Source organism: Streptomyces sp. NPDC020489 (genome assembly GCF_044386545.1).
Classification (GTDB): Bacteria; Actinomycetota; Actinomycetes; order Streptomycetales; family Streptomycetaceae; genus Streptomyces.
Map to the genome: position 1 here is coordinate 745,093 of NZ_JBIRUZ010000003.1, position 18,458 is coordinate 763,550.

Here is an 18,458-nt window from a genome sequence, read left to right on the forward strand (position 1 = left end):
TCATGAGTCCCCCCGTCGCCCCCGTCGGCTGGAGCCGCTGGCTCGTCCCCCCGGCCGCGCTCTCGGTCCACCTCTCCATCGGTCAGGCGTACGCCTGGTCCGTGTTCAAGCCGCCCCTGGAGTCCGCGCTCGGCCTCAGCGGCACGCAGAGCGCGCTGCCGTTCCAGCTCGGCATCGTCATGCTCGGGTTGTCGGCCGCGTTCGGCGGCACCCTCGTGGAGCGCAACGGTCCGCGCTGGGCGATGACCGTCGCCCTGGTCTGCTTCTCGTCCGGGTTCCTGCTCTCCGCGCTGGGCGCGTACACCGAGCAGTACTGGCTGATCGTCCTCGGCTACGGCTTCGTGGGCGGGATCGGCCTCGGCATCGGCTACATCTCGCCCGTGTCGACCCTGATCAAGTGGTTCCCGGACCGGCCCGGCATGGCCACCGGCATCGCCATCATGGGCTTCGGCGGCGGCGCGCTGATCGCCTCGCCCTGGTCGGCGCAGATGCTGGAGTCGTTCGGCTCGGACAGCTCCGGGATCGCGCTGGCGTTCCTCGTGCACGGGCTCACGTACGCGGTCTTCATGACGCTGGGCGTGCTGCTGGTCCGGGTGCCGCGCACCGAGAGGCCCGCGGGGGAGAGCGGACCGAGCACCCTGGAGGGACCGCAGGTCTCCGCCCGCAGTGCCGTGCGGACCCCGCAGTTCTGGTGCCTGTGGGTGGTGCTCTGCATGAACGTCACCGCGGGCATCGGCATCCTGGAGAAGGCCGCCCCCATGATCACGGACTTCTTCGCGAACACCTCGACAACGGTGTCGGTGTCCGCCGCGGCCGGCTTCGTGGCGCTGCTGTCGGCGGCGAACATGGCCGGCCGTATCGGATGGTCGTCCACCTCCGACCTGATCGGCCGCAAGAACATCTACCGCCTCTACCTGGGCGCGGGCGCTCTGATGTACCTGCTCATCGCCCTGGTCGGTGACTCGTCCAAGCCGCTGTTCATCCTCTGCGCCCTGGTGATCCTCTCCTTCTACGGCGGCGGCTTCGCCACGATCCCGGCGTATCTGAAGGACCTCTTCGGCACCTACCAGGTCGGCGCGATCCACGGCCGGCTGCTCACCGCCTGGTCCACGGCCGGTGTCCTCGGACCGCTGATCGTGAACTGGATCGCCGACCGGCAGGAGGAGGCCGGCAAGGACGGCGCCTCGCTCTACACCCTGTCCCTCTTCATCATGATCGGGCTGCTGCTGATCGGCTTCGTCGCCAACGAGCTGGTCCGGCCCGTCCACGTCCGTCACCACATCCCCGCACCGAGAAAGGCCGCCGATGCCGGAGCACGACAGCAGTCAGAGTCCGCCTGACCGGCGCCCGCTGATCGCCTTCGCCTGGCTGTGGGTGGGCACGCCGCTCGCCTACGGCCTGTACGAGCTCGTGCGGAAGGCGACCCAGCTGTTCACCAACTGAGTGTTCGAGAGGTGTTCGGGCGTCCGAGGGTCTGACAGAAGCCGACAACCCGGGCGCCCGTTTCCTGTGCCAACACCTGCCGTCGTACCCGCGAGTCACTGATCAGACTGGTGGATCCCGCTACCCAAGGCAACGAGGGGGACCACCCGATGAACGGCTCGCGCATCGCCGCACTCGGCCATTACCAGCCCGCCAAGGTACTCACCAACGAGGACCTGGCGGGCCTGGTCGACACCAGCGACGAGTGGATCAGGAGCCGGGTGGGCATCCGCACCCGTCATGTCGCCGGTCCCGACGAGCCGGTCGACGAGCTCGCCTCGCACGCCGCCGCCAAGGCGCTCGCCGCCGCCGGCCTCACGCCTGGCGACATCGACCTGGTCCTGGTCGCCACGTCGACCGCCATCGACCGTTCCCCGAACATGGCCGCCCGGGTCGCCGCCAGGCTCGGCATCCCCTCCCCGGCCGCGATGGACGTCAACGTGGTCTGTGCGGGCTTCACCCACGCCCTGGCCACCGCCGACCACGCCGTGCGGGCCGGTGCCGCGACCCGGGCGCTGGTCGTCGGCGCCGACAAGATGACCGACGTGACCGACTGGACCGACCGCACGACCTGCGTGCTCGTCGGTGACGGGGCGGGGGCCGCCGTCGTGGAGGCCTGCGGTCCGGGCGACGAGCCCGGCATCGGGCCCGTGCTGTGGGGATCGGTGCCCGAGATGGGGCACGCGGTGCGCATCGAGGGCCAGCCCGCCCGGTTCGCGCAGGAGGGGCAGAGCGTGTACCGGTGGGCGACCACCCAGTTGCCGGCGATCGCGCGCAAGGCCTGCGAGCGGTCGGGCGTCGCCCCCGACGAGCTCGCCGGGGTGGTGCTGCACCAGGCCAACCTGCGGATCATCGAGCCGCTTGCCGAGAAGATCGGCGCCGTGAACGCCGTCGTCGCGCGCGATGTCACCGAGTCGGGCAACACCTCCGCGGCCAGCATCCCGCTTGCCTTCTCCAAGCTCGTCGAGAAGGGCGCCCTGACCACGGGCGACCCGGTGCTGCTCTTCGGCTTCGGCGGGAACCTGTCGTACGCGGGGCAGGTGGTGCGGTGCCCGTGAGCGGGCGAGGGTGAATCGTCGTCTGGGGCGGTCGTGCGCTGCCTGTGGTCGGGCGGTCGGTGAGGTGGTCGTGCGCTGCCTGTGCTCCGGCGGGGGGCGGTGAGAGGTGGTTGTGCGTCGCACTGTGATCCGGCGGTGCCGTGAGGTGAAGGTGCGCCCGAGGGTGCCTACGCGCCGCTCCTGACGCGTACGCCACGTCCTGTCCGACCCGCCCAGCCCGCCGCTGCGTTCGCCGGGGCGGGCCGCTCGGTGTCCACCGGTGCTCGGCAGCGTCCCGACTGTCCTTTGTCCTGAGAGTGGAGAAAGTCCTCACCAATTCGTGCACAGCTTCTTCCCAGGTTCGGCAGCCGCTGCTACGTTCCCCTCGAAAGCACGACGGCAGGCGGCCGATTGAGGCGGGGAGGGGCTCGTGAGACGTATGACGGCACGACCCGCGAACAGTCATCAGGCCAGGCTGCTCAAGCTGTTGCGCGACGGGGGTCCCAACTCCCGTGCGCAGCTGGGTGATCAGGTCGATCTGTCGCGGTCGAAGCTGGCCGTGGAGGTGGACCGGCTGCTGGAGACCGGCCTGGTCGTGGCCGACGGGCTGGCCGCCTCGCGCGGCGGACGCCGGTCCCACAACATCCGGCTCGCACCGACGCTGCGTTTCCTCGGTGTCGACATCGGTGCCACGTCGATCGATGTCGCCGTCACCAACGCCGAGTTGGAGATCCTGGGGCACCTCAACCAGCCCATGGACGTACGCGAGGGCCCGGTCGCGGTCTTCGAGCAGGTCCTGTCCATGGCCGCCAAGCTGAAGGCCACGGGGCTCGCGGAGGGGTTCGACGGCGCCGGCATCGGAGTCCCGGGCCCGGTCCGCTTCCCCGAGGGCGTACCAGTCGCGCCGCCGATCATGCCGGGCTGGGACGGTTTCCCGGTGCGCGAGGCGCTCAGCCAGGACCTGGGCTGCCCGGTCATGGTCGACAACGACGTGAACCTGATGGCGACGGGGGAGCAGCACGCGGGCGTCGCGCGCTCCGTGGGCGACTTCCTCTGCGTCAAGATCGGCACCGGCATCGGTTGCGGCATCGTCGTCGGTGGCGAGGTCTACCGCGGCACGACGGGCAGCGCGGGCGACATCGGGCACATCCAGGCGGTGCCCGACGGCCGCCCCTGCGTCTGCGGCAACCGGGGCTGCCTGGAGGCCCATTTCAGCGGGGCGGCCCTCGCCCGGGACGCCGTCGAGGCGGCCCAGCAGGGACGCTCCGCCGAACTCGCCTCCCGGCTGGAGACGAACGGCACCCTGACCGCCCTCGACGTCGCCGCCGCGGCCGCGGCCGGTGACGCCACCGCCCTCGACCTCATCCGCGAGGGCGGCAACCGCACCGGCCAGGTCATCGCCGGCCTGGTCAGCTTCTTCAACCCGGGCCTGGTGGTGATCGGCGGCGGGGTGACCGGCCTCGGCCACAACCTGCTCGCCGCGATCCGCACCCAGGTCTACCGCCAGTCGCTGCCCCTGGCGACCGGCAACCTGCCCATCGTCCTAGGGGAGTTGGGACCCACCGCCGGAGTCATCGGCGGGGCCCGGCTGATCAGCGACCACCTGTTCTCACCCGCGTAGGTCCGCGCGGACCTCCCGGGCGGCCCTGCGCACCCACTGGTTCCGACACCGCTCACCGGCACGATCCGTCACGCGCTGCCCCTGTACCGCTTCGCCCTGCCCTGAACCGGCCCGCACGCCAGCCGAGGGGAACCACACATGGCACCAGAACCACCGCTGCTCAGCATGTCCGGCATCACCAAGTCGTTCCCCGGAGTCCGGGCCCTCGACGGCGTCGACCTCGATGTCCAGGCCGGTGAGGTGCACTGCCTGCTCGGCCAGAACGGGGCCGGCAAGTCCACCCTCATCAAGGTCCTCGCGGGCGCCCACCAGCCCGACGGCGGCACCATCTCCTGGCGCGGCGAGCCGGTCACCCTGCGCTCACCGATCGCCGCCATGCGTCTGGGCATCGCCACCATCTACCAGGAACTCGACCTGGTGGAGCACCTGTCGGTCGCCGAGAACGTCCACCTCGGTCACGAACCCACCACGGCCGGGTTCGTCGTACGCGGCAAGGCGGCCCGCGAGTCAACCGGTGCCCTGCTCAAGCGCCTTGGGCACCCCGAGATCGATCCGGCGCGGCTGGTGGGGGAGTTGTCGGCGGCGCAGCAGCAGATCGTCTCCATGGCGCGGGCGCTCTCCCACGACGTACGGCTCATCGTGATGGACGAGCCGTCCGCCGCGCTCGACCCGGACGAGGTCGACAACCTCTTCCGGATCGTCAGGGATCTCACCGCCGAAGGCGTCGCCGTCGTCTACATCTCCCACCGGCTGGAGGAGATCCGGCGGATCGGCGACCGGGTGACCGTGCTCAAGGACGGACGGGCCGTCGCGGGCGGGCTGCCGGCGAAGTCGACGCCGACCCGCGAGGTCGTGGCGCTGATGACCGGACGGAACGTGGAGTACGTGTTCCCGGACCGCCCGGTCGCGCCCCCCACGGGCACGCCGGTCCTGGAGGTCAGGGGGCTCGCCAGGGACGGTGAGTTCGAGCCGCTCGACCTCACCCTGCGTCCCGGCGAGATCGTCGGGCTGGCCGGACTCGTGGGGTCCGGACGCTCCGAGATCCTGGAGACCGTCTACGGTGCGCGCAAGCCCACGTCCGGCCAGGTGCTGGTGGACGGCCGCCCCCTCAGGCCCGGCAGCGTCCGCGCCGCGGTCCGGGCCGGCCTCGGTCTCGCTCCCGAGGAACGCAAGGCGCAGGCGCTGCTGATGCTGGAGTCCGTCACCCGCAACGTCTCGGTCTCCTCCATGTCCCGTTTCTCCCGCGGCGGTTGGATCGACCGGGGCGCCGAACTGGGCGCCGCCCGGGCGGCGGTCCGAGAGCTGTCGCTGCGGCCGGACAACCCGTCCGTCCCGATCCGCACCCTGTCCGGCGGGAACCAGCAGAAGGCCGTCCTCGCCCGCTGGCTGCTGCGCGGCTGCCGCGTGCTGCTGCTCGACGAGCCCACCCGCGGCGTCGACGTCGGCGCCCGCAGCGAACTGTACGCAGTCGTCCGTCGACTGGCCGACGAGGGCCTCGCGGTCCTGCTCGTCTCCAGCGAGGTGCCCGAGGTCCTCGGCCTCGCCGACCGGGTGCTCGTGCTGCGCGAGGGCCGTGTCGTCCACACCGCCCCCGCCCGTGAACTCGACGAACACCGTGTACTCGACCTCGTCATGGAAGGAAGCCCGGCGTCATGACGCAGCACGTCTCCCCGCCCCGGGGCGGTACCGAGAAGACCACGCCCGTGGACCAACCCCCGGCGTGGCGGGCGGTGTTGGCTCGCGCCGACGTCCGCACCCTCTCCCTGGTCGGTGTCCTCGCCGCGTTGATCCTGGTCGGCGGGATCACCAAGCCGGACGAGTTCCTCGACACCCGCAACCTCCAACTCGTCCTCACCCAGGCCTCGGTGATCGGCGTGGTCACGGTCGGCATGACCTTCGTGATCATGTCGGGCGGCATCGACCTGTCCGTCGGCGCGATCGTCGCCCTCTCCTCCGTCTGGGCGACCACGGTCGCCACCCAGGAGTACGGCTTCGGCGGCATCCTCCTCACCTCGGTCCTGGTCGGCCTCGGCTGCGGCCTGGTGAACGGACTGCTCATCGCGTACGGCGGGATGGTGCCGTTCATCGCGACCCTCGCCATGCTCGCCTCGGCCCGCGGTCTCGCCCTGCAGATCACCGACGGCAAGACCCAGATCGTCACCGTCGACAGCGTCCTGGACCTCGGCCTGCGCGACGCGTACGTGCTCGGGATCCCGCCGCTGGTGATGGTCTTCGCCGTCGTCACGATCATCGGCTGGCTGGTCCTCAACCGCACCACCTTCGGCCGCCGCACGGTCGCCGTCGGCGGCAACGCGGAGGCCGCCCGGCTCGCCGGCATCGACGTCCGCCGCCAGCGCCTCTACCTCTACCTGCTGTCCGGACTGTGCTGCGGCATCGCCGCGTTCCTGCTGATCATCCTGTCCGGGTCGGGTCAGAACACCAACGGCAACCTCTACGAACTCGACGCGATCGCCGCCGCGATCATCGGCGGCACGCTGCTCAGCGGCGGCCGCGGCACCATCACCGGCTCCGTCCTGGGGGTCCTGATCTTCACCACGATCACCAACATCTTCGCCCTGAACAACCTGCAGAGCGACGTCCAGCAGATCGCCAAGGGCGCGATCATCGTCGCCGCCGTGCTGGTCCAGCGCCGTACCGCGAGCACGACCTGAGGAAAGGGTTCACCGCCATGCCACAGCTCCCCACACGCAGAGGGCTGCTCTTCGGGGCCGCCGCCGTTTCCGCGGGTGCCGTCCTCACCGGCTGCACGAGCAACGAGTCGGACGACGAGCCCGCCGCGAACGACCAGCCGGCCGCCGACGACAAGCCCGGCAAGCAGGTCACCATCGGCTTCGCGGGACCGCAGGCCGACCACGGCTGGCTCAACGCGATCAATGACAACGCGAAAAGCCGCGCGAAGAAGTATTCGGACGTCACCCTGGAGATCACCGAGGGCTCCAACGACACCGCCCAGCAGATCGGCCAGATCGAGACCCTGATCAACAAGAAGGTCGACGTCCTGGTGATCCTGCCCGCCGACGGCAAGGCGCTCACCCAGGTCGGCCTGAAGGCGATGCGCGCGGGCATCCCGGTCGTCAACCTCGACCGGGTCTTCAACACCCCGCAGGCGTACCGGTGCTGGATCGGCGGCGACAACTACGGCATGGGCCTGAACGCCGGCCACTACATCGGCCAGAAGCTCAAGGGGAAGTCGAACGCCCGGGTCATCGAACTGGCCGGCCTGGACAACCTGGAGCTGACCCAGCAGCGCACCAAGGGCTTCGACGACGCGCTGAAGAACTACCCGAACGTCAAGAAGGTGGCCCGGCAGGCCGCCGAGTTCACGGTGGAGTCCGGGCAGGCGAAGATGGCCCAACTCCTCCAGGCCCAGTCGAAGTTCGACGCGCTGTGGAACCACGACGACGACCAGGGCGTGGGCGCGCTGCGCGCCATCGAGCAGGCCGGGCGGGACGACTTTCTGATGGTCGGCGGCGCGGGCGCGCTCTCCGCCTTCCAGGCCATCAAGCAGGACGACGGCGTGCTCAAGGCGACGGTCCTGTACCCGCCGACCATGGCCGCGTCCGCGATCGACCTCGCCCGCGCCCTCGGACAGAGCAAGGGGATCGGCGGGCTCGCCGAGTTCGAGATCCCGGCCTCCCTCACGCTCTACTCGGCCGTCGTCGACAAGACCAACATCGACCAGTACATGTCCACCGGCTTCAAGTGAGGCGTTCCGCCCGACGCGCCGGACGGCCCGTCGGGCGGGAGGCACCCCCCACCGCGCCACGACGACGAGGAGGACATCGCGCATGGCACAGCCGCAGCAGTCAGAGGGGGCCGACAAGCCGCCACTCCGGGTCGGCATGGTCGGCTACGCCTTCATGGGCGCCGCCCACTCGCAGGGGTGGCGCACCGCGGGCCGCGTCTTCGACCTGCCCCGGCAGCCGGTGCTGTCCGCGATCTGCGGACGTGACCCGGTCGCCGTGCGGGCCGCGGCCGACCGGCACGGCTGGGCGGCGGCCGAGACCGACTGGCGTGCGCTGATCGCCCGGGACGACGTCGACCTCGTCGACATCTGCACCCCCGGCGACAGCCACGCCGAGATCGCCGTCGCCGCGCTCGCCGCGGGCAAACACGTGCTGTGCGAGAAGCCCCTCGCCAACTCCGTCGAGGAAGCCTCCGCCATGGTCGCGGCCGCCGAGGAGGCGTCCGCACGGGGCCAGTTGGCCATGGTCGGCTTCAACTACCGCCGCGTGCCCGCCACCGCGCTGGCCCGCGCCATGGTCGCCGACGGCCGCATCGGAGAGCTGCGCCATCTGCGGGTGACGTACCTTCAGGACTGGCTGGTTGACCCGGAGTTCCCCCTGACCTGGCGACTGCGCAAGGAGCACGCGGGCTCCGGCTCGCTCGGCGACCTGGGCGCGCACATCGTCGACCTCGCCCAGTACCTGGCGGGGGAGCCGCTCGCGGGGGTCTCCGCCCTCCTGGAGACCTTCGTACGGGAACGTCCCCTGCCCGTCGGCGCCACCAGCGGACTGTCCGCGGTGTCGTCCGCCGGCACCGGCCAGGTCACCGTCGACGACGCCGCGCTGTTCACCGGCCGCTTCACCTCCGGCGCCCTCGCCTCCTTCGAGGCGACCCGGTACGCCACCGGCCGCAAGAACGCCCTGCGCATCGAACTCAACGGCTCCCGCGGCTCGTTGGCCTTCGACCTGGAGCGCCTCAACGAACTCTCCTACCACGACGGCACCGAGCCGGGCACGCACGCCGGCTTCCGCCGCATCCTCGTCACCGAACCCGAGCATCCCTACCTGGACGCCTGGTGGCCGCCGGGCCACGGCCTCGGTTACGAGCACACCTTCGTCCACCAGGCCCGCGACCTGGTGCACGCCATCGCCGAGGGCCGCCGTCCCGAACCCTCCTTCGCCGACGGACTCCAGGTCCAGCGCGTCCTCGCGGCGGTCGAGGAGAGCGCCGAGAAGAACTCCGTCTACACGCCCATTGCCGTCTGAGGAGGCGACGCGACATGCCGCGCCAGTTCACGCTGTTCACCGGTCAGTGGGCCGATCTGCCGTTGGAGGAGGTCTGCCGTCTGGCCCGGGACTTCGGCTACGACGGGCTCGAACTCGCCTGCTGGGGCGATCACTTCGAGGTCGACAAGGCCCTGGCCGACCCCGGCTATGTGGCGTCCCGTCACCAGCTGCTGGAGAAGTACGGGCTGAAGTGCTGGGCCATCTCCAACCATCTGGTCGGCCAGGCGGTGTGTGACGCGATCATCGACGAGCGCCATCAGGCGATCCTGCCCGCGACGATCTGGGGCGACGGTGATCCCGAAGGGGTGCGCCGGCGTGCCGCGGAGCGGATGAAGGACACCGCGCGGGCGGCGGCCGCGCTCGGGGTGGAGACCGTCATCGGGTTCACCGGCTCGGCGATCTGGCATCTGGTGGCGATGTTCCCGCCCGCGCCGGAGTCGATGATCGAGCGCGGGTACGAGGACTTCGCGGCGCGCTGGAACCCGATCCTGGACGTCTTCGACGCCGAGGGTGTGCGGTTCGCGCACGAGGTCCATCCCAGTGAGATCGCCTACGACTACTGGACGACCGTGCGTGCGCTGGAGGCGGTGGGGCACCGTGCGGCGTTCGGGCTGAACTTCGATCCCAGTCATTTCGTGTGGCAGGACCTCGACCCGGTGGGCTTCTTGTGGGACTTCCGGGACCGGATCTACCACGTGGACTGCAAGGAGGCCCGCAGGCGCCTGGACGGCCGCAACGGCCGCCTGGGCTCGCACCTGCCCTGGGGGGACCCGCGCCGCGGGTGGGACTTCGTCTCCGCCGGCCATGGTGACGTGCCCTGGGAGGACGTGTTCCGGATGCTGCGCTCGATCGACTACCAGGGGCCGATCTCGGTGGAGTGGGAGGACGCCGGCATGGACCGGCTCCAGGGCGCCCCGGAGGCGCTGAAGAGCCTGAAGACCTACGACTTCGAGCCGCCGTCGGCCTCCTTCGACGCGGCGTTCGGCAACTGACGGCCTGCCACCTCACCCCGCCCGTCACCTGTCCTGGAGGGCGTCTTTCCCGGGCACGAGTACGGACCGGCGTCCGGAGGGAGGAACTGCCCGTCAAGGGCGGCTGAGCGGCGGCGGGCGGGGGACGCCGGACCCCTGCCCGTCGCCTTTTCCACCCCTGAACGGCGCTGCCCCGCACGGGCGTTCACGGAACGCGCCGATGCCGGGCGTCCTGTGCCCGAAGCCCCCCTCGCGTGCCGGCCCTGCCCCGAGCCACACCGCCCGCGTCCAAGGAGCGGCCCTGATGCGCATCTTCGACCCCCACATCCACATGACGTCCCGCACCACCGACGACTACGAGGCCATGCACGCCGCCGGAGTCCGCGCCGTCGTCGAGCCCGCCTTCTGGCTCGGCCAGCCCCGCACCTCGCCCGCCTCCTTCCTCGACTACTTCGACTCCCTGCTCGGCTGGGAACCCTTCCGCGCCGCCCAGTACGGCATCGCCCACCACTGCACGCTCGCCCTCAACCCCAAGGAGGCCAACGACCCGCGCTGTGTGCCCGTCCTCGACGAACTGCCCCGCTACCTCGCCAAGGACCAGGTCGTCGCCGTGGGCGAGATCGGCTACGACTCCATGACCCCGGCCGAGGACACCGCCCTCGCCGCCCAGCTCCAGCTCGCCGCGGACCACGGACTGCCCGCCCTCGTGCACACCCCGCACCGCGACAAACTCGCCGGCCTGCGCCGCACCCTCGACGTGGTCCGGGAGTCCGCGCTGCCCCCTGACCACGTCCTGGTCGACCACCTCAACGAGACCACCGTGGAGGAGGCCAAGGACAGCGGCTGCTGGCTGGGGTTCTCCGTCTATCCCGACACCAAGATGGACGAGGAGCGGATGGTCGCGATCCTGGAGCGGTACGGCCCCGAGAAGGTGCTCGTGAACTCCGCCGCGGACTGGGGCAGAAGCGACCCACTCAAGACCCGCCGGGTCGCCGACACCATGCTGAGCAGCGGGTTCGACGAGGACGACGTCGACCTCGTGCTGTGGCGCAACCCCGTCGCCTTCTACGGACTCAGCGGCCGCCTCGCCCTCGACACCGAGGCCACCCCCGCCGGGGCGAGCCACGAGGGCAACTCGATCCTGCGCGGAGGCGAGTAGAGGATGCGCTTCCGCCACCCCGACGGCTCCACCGTCCACCTCGCCTACTGCACCAACGTCCACCCCGCCGAGACCCTCGACGGCGTCCTCGCCCAGCTCCGCGACCACTGCGAGCCCGTACGCCGCCGCCTCGGCCGCGACCGCCTCGGCATCGGCCTGTGGCTCGCCGCGGACGCCGCCCGCACCCTCGACTCCGACCCCGCCGCCCTGCGCACCCTGCGCGCCGAACTCGACCGCCGCGGCCTGGAGGTCGTCACCCTCAACGGCTTCCCCTACGACGGGTTCGGCGCCGAGGAGGTCAAGTACCGCGTCTACAAGCCGGACTGGGCCGACCCCGAGCGCCTGGAGCACACCACCGCCCTCGCCCGGGTCCTGGCCGGACTCCTTCCCGAGGACGTCACCGAGGGCAGCATCTCCACCCTGCCGCTCGCCTGGCGCACCGTCCATGACACCGGACGCGGTGAGAAGGCCCTGCGCACCCTCGCCGAACGCCTCGACGCCCTGGAGGAGCTGACCGGCAAATCCGTCCGCGTCGGCCTCGAACCCGAACCCGGCTGTGTCGTGGAGACCACCCGTGACGCCCTCGCCCCGCTCACCGCGATCGCCCACCCCCGCATCGGCGTCTGCGTCGACACCTGCCACCTCGCCACGTCCTTCGAGGACCCCGACACCGCCGTCGACGCCCTCACCGCGGCCGGCGTCCCCATCGTCAAGTCGCAGCTCTCGGCGGCCCTGCACGCCGAGCACCCCCATCTCCCCGAGGTCCGCGCGGCCCTCGCCGCCTTCGACGAACCCCGCTTCCTGCACCAGACCCGCACGTCCACGGCCGCCGGTCTGCGCGGCACCGACGACCTCGGCGAGGCACTGGGCGGCGACACGCTGCCCGACGCGAGTCCCTGGCGCGCCCACTTCCACGTCCCCCTGCACGCGGCCCCCGCCGCACCCCTCACCTCCACCCTCCCCGTCCTCCGGGCCGCACTGACCCGGTTGATCGGCGGCCCGCACCCGCGCACCCGCCATCTGGAGGTCGAGACCTACACCTGGCAGGCACTCCCGCCCGAGCTGCGCCCCCGCGGCCGGACCCAACTCGCCGACGGCATCGCCGCCGAACTCACCCTGGCCCGCGACCTGTTGACGGACCTCGGTCTGAAGGAGCTCCCATGAGCACCCACGACGCCGCGCCCCACCCCGACCGCCCAGCCCCCGCGCCGCACCCAGCCCCCGCGCCGCACCCCGACCGTCCCGCCCCCACCCCGCTCCTCGTCCTCGACGTCGTCGGCCTCACCCCCCGTCTCCTCGATCACATGCCCCACCTCAAGACCCTCGCCCAGGCGGGGTCCCAGGCACCCCTCGGCACCGTCCTGCCCGCCGTCACCTGCGCCGCCCAGTCCACCTTCCTGACCGGCAGCCTCCCGGCGGAGCACGGGATCGTCGGCAACGGCTGGTACTTCCGCGAGCTCGGCGACGTCCTGCTGTGGCGCCAGCACAACGGCCTGGTCGCCGGTGACAAGCTGTGGGACGCGGCCCGCCGCGTGCACCCCGGCTACACCGTCGCCAACATCTGCTGGTGGTACGCGATGGGCGCGGACACCGACATCACCGTCACCCCCCGGCCGATCTACTACTCCGACGGCCGCAAGGAACCCGACTGCTACACCCGGCCGCCCGCCCTGCACGACGAACTGACCGAGAAACTCGGCACCTTCCCCCTCTTCCACTTCTGGGGTCCGGGCGCCGACCTCGTCTCCAGCCAGTGGATCATCGACGCCACCCGCCACATCATGGCCACCCGCCGCCCCGACCTGACCCTCTGCTACCTCCCCCACCTCGACTACGACCTGCAACGCTTCGGCCCCGACGACCCACGCTCCCTGAAGGCCGCCGCCGACCTGGACCGGGCCCTGGCCCCGCTCCTGGACGACGCACGCGCCGAGGGCCGCACCGTCGTCGCCCTGTCCGAGTACGGCATCACGCGCGCGGACCGCCCTGTGGACATCAACCGTGCCCTGCGCCGCGCCGGGCTGCTGGAGGTGCACACGCAGGACGGCATGGAGTACCTGGACCCGATGACCTCCCGCGCCTTCGCGGTAGCCGACCACCAGATCGCCCACGTCTACGTACGACGGGCGGAAGACCTGGAGGCGACCCGGGACGCCCTCGCCGACCTGCCCGGCGTCGAGCAGCTCCTCGACGACGAGGGCAAGAAGGCCCACGGGCTCGATCACCCGCGCTCCGGGGAGCTCGTCGCCGTGGCGGAGCCGGACGCCTGGTTCACGTACTACTACTGGCTCGACGACGCCCGCGCACCCGACTTCGCGCGCTTGGTCGAGATCCACCGCAAACCCGGCTACGACCCGGTCGAACTCTTCATGGACCCCGTCGACCCGTACGTCAAGGTCAAGGCGGCGACCGCACTGGCCCGCAAGAAGCTCGGCCTGCGCTACCGCATGGCGGTCGTGCCTCTGGATCCCTCACCTGTGCGCGGCAGCCACGGCCGCCTTCCGGCGAGCGACGACGAAGGTCCGCTGCTCATCTGCTCCACCCCCCGCGCTGTCGGCGACCGCGTCGCGGCCACCGATGTGAAAGCACTCCTGCTCGAACTGGCCGGTCTCACCTGACCCGTCCGCACCCCAGACCTCACCACCGGCCTCGTACGACCGCTGCGTTCCGACTGGTCACCCTTCCGGCAGATCACCGTTCCGACTGCTCACCAGTGAAGCACCCGCCACTGACAACGCCCTCCCACACCGAGGAGTCCCAGGCATGAGCCGCATCTCCCAGCCCGACCCGGAGCTCTCCCACCGCCTCAGCAGACGAGGCATCCTCGGCGTGGCCGCCGGTGCCACCGCCGCCGCGCTCGTGGGAGCCGCGGCCGCCCCCGCCGGGGCCACAACCACCGCGGACGAGGCCGGAGCCCTCGCCGGTACCGCCGGTCGCGGCCGTCCTGTCCTGCCCCCCGGCCGGCTCGGCATCCAGCTCTACAGCCTCCGCGACAAGGTCTCCACCCTCGGCTTCGCCCCCGTCTTCGCCGAACTGGCGAAGTACGGCTACGACGAGGTCGAGTTCGCCGGCTACACCCAGGGCTCGGCCGGCCCGATCACCCTCGCGCAGCTCAGGCGGCTGGCCAGGAATTACGGCCTGAACCCGATCGGCAGCCACGTCGGCTACTACTCCGACGACCCGAACGCCTACACCTTCGCCCAGAACCTCACCAAGGTCCTCGACGACGCCCAGGCCCTCGGCCTCAAGCACATCGGCACCGCCTCGGGACCCTTCCGCTACGGCTCCACCGTCGACGCCTGGAAGCGGGCGGCGGAGGAGTTCAACACCTACGGCGCGGCCGCCCGCGCGCGGGGCATGAAGTTCTACCAGCACAACCACTCCGAGGAGTTCTCCTTCGCCACCGACAACCCCAAGGTCCGCCTCTACGACGTGCTGCTCGCCGAGACCGACCCCGACCTGGTGTTCCTGGAGATGGACATCTTCTGGGCGTACTCGGGCCAGTTCCGCTTCTCCAAGCGGCCCGACGGCACGCCCGCGCCCTTCGACCCCCTGGACTACGTCCTGAAGCAGCCGCACCGCTACCCGCTCTTCCACGTCAAGGACGGGGTGAGCGACCCCGCGAACACCTACGGCTACCGCATGACCGACGTGGGCGACGGCGACATCGACTACCGGCGCTTCATCTCCGCCGTGACCAGGCTGCGCGGCGAACGCTTCGCCCACCACTGGCAGGCTGAGCACGACCAGCCGACCGAGTCCTTCACCTTCGCGCGCCGTTCCAGCGAGCACCTGCATTCACTGCGCGAGAAGTGCTGACCGGCCCCGCACACATGAGGAGGCCCTCCCGGCATCCCGGGAGGGCCTCCTCACGCGCGCGTGCCGTCAGCCGGCGGGTTGCCGCACCGCGCGGTGCCCGGGCTGCCGCAGCAGCAGGGCGATCACCGCGGCCACCAGCGACACGGCACCGGCCAGGGCGTACGCCCCGTCATAGCCCCAGGCGGCGACCACCATGGAGCCGAGACCGCCGCCGAACAGACCGCTGATCAGCTTGCCGCTGTACACCAGGCCGTAGTTGGAGGCGTTGTAGTTCTCCCCGAAGTAGTCCGGGGTGAGCGCGGCGAACAGCGGGTAGAAGGCGCCGCCGCCGAAGCCGGACAGGAAGGCGAAGAACAGGAACAGCGCCTCGCTCCTGACATCGCCCGCCCAGATCACGCCGAACTGGGCGAGGCCCAGGACGACGATGACGAACACCAGGGTGGGCTTGCGGCCCCACTTGTCCGACAGCCAGCCCACGACACCCCGGCCGATGCCGTTGATGACCGCCATGACGCCCATCGACGAGGCCGCCACCAGGGGACCGAACCCGACCTCCTTGGCGTAGTCGACCTGGAAGGAGATCCCGAAGATCGACACCCCCGCGGTCAGCACGATGGACAGCCACATCAGGGGGAGCATGCCGGTCCTGATGGCCTCCTTGGGCGTGTACTGCCTCACCGCCGGAGGGTTCTTGGCGAGGCTCGTGGCGTTCTTCGTGTCACCGGAGTACGCCAGCGGATCGATCTCCGCGGGCCACCAGTTCTTCGGCGGATCCTTGAAGAAGAACGCGCACCCGAGGACCACGATCATGATGTAGCAGCCGATCAGGTCCAGGACCCGGTGGTAGTTCGCGGTGTCGAAGCCGTAGTTGAAGATGAAGATGAACGGCAGCGATCCGTACGCGAACCCCCCGTTGACGAACCCCGTCCGCGCGCCCCGGCGTTCGGGGAACCACTTGCCGACCATGTTGATGCAGGTCGCGTACACGAGCCCGGCGCCGATGCCGCCGACGACGCCGAACCCCAGGATCGCCAGCCATACGTTGCTCAGGTGCGACAGGGCCAGGAACCCGACGGAACACAGCCCCGAGCCGATGTACATGGCCTTGCGGGCCGTCAGCACGCCCTTCTCCCGCAGCCAGCCCGCCGGGAAGGCGACGCCGGCCTGGAAGAACACCCAGACGCTGAGGATCCAGAAGGTGTTGCTCTGCGTCCAGCCATGGGCGTGGGACAGGGTGTCCTCCGCCGAGCCGTACGCGTACTCGAAGACACTGATGGCCATCATGGCGATCCACGGCAGATACACCATGAGCTTGCGCGAGTGACCGAGGATGTCCCGGTCGGTCTCGCCCACGCGGTAGACGCGGCCGCGCGCGTCGGTCACTTCTCGGTAGGGACGGTGTGCGGCGTCGGGGTGGGACGACGGGCTGTTCGATGCGATGGGATCTGCCGTCATTGCAGGGCGATTCCTCCGTGTCAGACCATGTGTGTCAGGCCGTGCGTGTCTTGCGGCCCGTGGGGTCAGGCCGTGCGTGTCCTCGGCCCGTGGGTGTCAGGCCGTCTCCTCGCCGAGCGGCTGGGGGTTGGGAGCGATACGGCGGGTGGTCCTCGGGGCGCCGGGCGCCTTCAGGAAGACGGCCAGGACGGCGGAGCACAGACCGATGGTCCCGGCCAGGACGAACGCGCCCTCGTAGTCCCACACGTCGACGACGACCGCGCCCATGCCGGAGCCCACGAGGCCGGAGATGAGCTTGGAGCTGTAGACCATGCCGTAGTTGGAGGCGTTGTTGTTCTCACCGAAGTAGTCCGCCGTCATGGCCGCGAACAGCGGGAAGATCGCGCCGCCGCCGAAGCCGGAGACCATCGAGCAGAACAGGAAGAACGGCATGCTGCCCATCTGGCCGGAGACCAGCACACCGAACTGGGCGGTGCCCAGCACCAGACAGACGATGATCAGGGTGTTGCGGCGCCCGTACCGGTCGGAGATCCAGCCGATGACCCCGCGGCCGGTGCCGTTGACGATCGCCTTCAGGGACATCGCCGTGGCCACGATCCCGCCCGCGAAGCCCATGTCCTTGCCGAACGGCACCTGGAAGGCGATACCGAAGATGTTGATGCCGGCCGTGCACAGCAGGCAGAACCACATCATCCACAGCACGGGCTGACGAGCGGCCTCCTTCGGCGTGTACTGCTTGGGCGACGGCGGGTTCTTCTCCAGCGCCCGGCGGATCTTCGGGTCGTCGGTGACCTTGAGCGGGTCGACCTGCGCGGGCCACCAGTTCTTCGGCGGGTCCTTGAAGAACCAGCCGGCGGAGGCGACGACCAGGCACAGTCCTACGCCCACGCAGGCGAGCACGACCTGGTAGTTGCCGAGGTCCATGTACGAGGTGAACAGGAAGACGAAGGGCACCGAGCCGTAGGCGAAACCGCCGTTGACGAAGCCGGTCTTGCCGCCCTTGCGCTCCGGATACCACTTGCCGACCATGTTGACGCAGGTCGCGTAGACGAGACCGGCGCCGATACCGCTGCACATGCCGAAGCCGAAGTAGGCCACCAGCACGTTCGGCGCGAATGCCAGCGACACGTAACCGAGCATCGTGCCGACCGCGCCGAGCATCATCGCCGTACGGGCGGGCAGTTTGCCGCTCTCCCGCAGCTGGCCGGCGGGGAAGGCCACGGCCGCCTGGAAGAACACCCAGACGCCCATCAGCCAGAAGATGTGCCCACTGCTCCACAGGTGAGCCTCGTGGAGCGTGTCCTCCGCGGAGGTGAACGCGTACTCGGCGGAGCTGATGCCCATCATGCCGATCCACGGCAGGATGACCATCCATTTGCGTCGGCGGCCCATGATGTCCACATCGGACTCCCCGATGCGGTACACACGGCCGTTGTGGTCCGTCACCTCCCGGTACGGGACGGACGTCGAACAATCGATGGTTGTCATCGGGTCAAGCACTCCTTGCGTCGAAAGATCTGGCCAGCGCCCCCTGTCCAAATGCCTTTCGTGCGCGCACGGATCCCGGGGCCGGCCGACGCGCACCGTCGGCGGCTCCCGTGCTCGGTCAGGTCATGGACCGCCCCCCAACAGCCGGGAGACGCAGCCCTTCGGTGGTGCGCTCGACGGTCCCCACCTCAGACCACCCCGTCCGCTCTGAGCTGACGCAATTCCTCGTCGCTCAAGCCGAGTTCGGTGGTGAGGATGTCGTGGGTGTGTTGGCCCAGGAGGGGGGCGGGGGTGATGCGGGTGGGGGAGTCGGAGAGTTTGAGGGGGTTGCCGACGGTGGTGAAGGTGCCACGCCCGGGCTGGTCGACCTCGACGATCATCCCGTTCGCGGCG

General features: G+C 70.4%; 16 protein-coding genes. 13 read left to right on the plus strand and 3 right to left on the minus strand.

What is annotated here, in order from left to right; translation table 11 throughout:
• Positions 1 to 2 precede the first annotated feature (2 nt).
• The 13 genes from ACH41F_RS10355 (at position 3) to ACH41F_RS10415 (ending at position 15,122) form a co-directional block, all read left to right on the plus strand.
• Complete coding sequence (locus ACH41F_RS10355; RefSeq protein ID WP_391239554.1) at positions 3 to 1,340, plus strand: MFS transporter; 1,338 nt, start codon at positions 3 to 5, stop codon at positions 1,338 to 1,340.
• Positions 1,306 to 1,443 carry a hypothetical protein gene (locus ACH41F_RS10360; protein ID WP_391239557.1) on the plus strand — a complete coding sequence of 46 codons (138 nt, stop codon included), beginning with the start codon at positions 1,306 to 1,308 and terminating at the stop codon, positions 1,441 to 1,443. The genes ACH41F_RS10355 and ACH41F_RS10360 overlap by 35 nt, the downstream gene beginning before the upstream one ends.
• Before the next feature lie 149 nt (positions 1,444 to 1,592).
• The gene (locus ACH41F_RS10365) at positions 1,593 to 2,540 is read left to right on the plus strand and encodes a beta-ketoacyl-ACP synthase III (protein ID WP_398834250.1); all 948 of its coding nucleotides are present in this window, start codon (positions 1,593 to 1,595) and stop codon (positions 2,538 to 2,540) included.
• Between the two features lie 418 nt (positions 2,541 to 2,958).
• Positions 2,959 to 4,140 (plus strand): ROK family protein, encoded by a 1,182-nt coding sequence (locus ACH41F_RS10370; protein ID WP_391239564.1) that lies wholly within the window; start codon positions 2,959 to 2,961, stop codon positions 4,138 to 4,140.
• A 138-nt stretch (positions 4,141 to 4,278) separates the two neighbouring features.
• Complete coding sequence (locus ACH41F_RS10375; protein ID WP_398834252.1) at positions 4,279 to 5,796, plus strand: sugar ABC transporter ATP-binding protein; 1,518 nt, start codon at positions 4,279 to 4,281, stop codon at positions 5,794 to 5,796.
• Positions 5,793 to 6,812: an ABC transporter permease gene (locus ACH41F_RS10380; protein WP_398834254.1), complete on the plus strand. Its 1,020-nt coding sequence runs from the start codon at positions 5,793 to 5,795 to the stop codon at positions 6,810 to 6,812. Before ACH41F_RS10375 ends, ACH41F_RS10380 begins: the two co-directional genes overlap by 4 nt.
• 17 nt (positions 6,813 to 6,829) lie before the next feature.
• Entirely contained in the window at positions 6,830 to 7,867 is a 1,038-nt protein-coding gene (locus ACH41F_RS10385) for a substrate-binding domain-containing protein (protein WP_391239573.1), read from the plus strand.
• Positions 7,868 to 7,949: 82 nt separating this feature from the next.
• Entirely contained in the window at positions 7,950 to 9,152 is a 1,203-nt protein-coding gene (locus ACH41F_RS10390) for a Gfo/Idh/MocA family protein (protein WP_398834257.1), read from the plus strand.
• Between the two features lie 14 nt (positions 9,153 to 9,166).
• Entirely contained in the window at positions 9,167 to 10,165 is a 999-nt protein-coding gene (locus ACH41F_RS10395) for a sugar phosphate isomerase/epimerase family protein (protein ID WP_398834259.1), read from the plus strand.
• A gap of 283 nt (positions 10,166 to 10,448) precedes the next feature.
• Entirely contained in the window at positions 10,449 to 11,303 is an 855-nt protein-coding gene (locus tag ACH41F_RS10400; protein ID WP_391239583.1) for a TatD family hydrolase, read from the plus strand.
• A gap of 3 nt (positions 11,304 to 11,306) precedes the next feature.
• Positions 11,307 to 12,467, plus strand: coding sequence for a metabolite traffic protein EboE (eboE, locus tag ACH41F_RS10405; RefSeq protein WP_398834261.1), 1,161 nt, complete (start codon positions 11,307 to 11,309; stop codon positions 12,465 to 12,467).
• Positions 12,464 to 13,921: a nucleotide pyrophosphatase/phosphodiesterase family protein gene (locus ACH41F_RS10410; RefSeq protein ID WP_398834263.1), complete on the plus strand. Its 1,458-nt coding sequence runs from the start codon at positions 12,464 to 12,466 to the stop codon at positions 13,919 to 13,921. Before eboE ends, ACH41F_RS10410 begins: the two co-directional genes overlap by 4 nt.
• 145 nt (positions 13,922 to 14,066) lie before the next feature.
• On the plus strand, positions 14,067 to 15,122 hold the full coding sequence (locus ACH41F_RS10415; protein WP_398834265.1) for a sugar phosphate isomerase/epimerase family protein: 1,056 nt from the start codon (positions 14,067 to 14,069) through the stop codon (positions 15,120 to 15,122).
• Positions 15,123 to 15,188: 66 nt separating this feature from the next.
• Here the strand turns inward: ACH41F_RS10415 and ACH41F_RS10420 are convergent, their stop codons facing one another.
• The 3 genes from ACH41F_RS10420 to ACH41F_RS10430 all read right to left on the minus strand — a co-directional run.
• Positions 15,189 to 16,577, minus strand: coding sequence for an MFS transporter (locus ACH41F_RS10420; RefSeq protein ID WP_391239595.1), 1,389 nt, complete (start codon positions 16,575 to 16,577; stop codon positions 15,189 to 15,191).
• Between the two features lie 96 nt (positions 16,578 to 16,673).
• On the minus strand, positions 16,674 to 18,065 hold the full coding sequence (locus ACH41F_RS10425; protein ID WP_391239598.1) for an MFS transporter: 1,392 nt from the start codon (positions 18,063 to 18,065) through the stop codon (positions 16,674 to 16,676).
• Between the two features lie 188 nt (positions 18,066 to 18,253).
• The coding region (locus ACH41F_RS10430; RefSeq protein ID WP_398834267.1) for a CoA transferase at positions 18,254 to 18,458 on the minus strand (205 nt) is incomplete at its 5' end.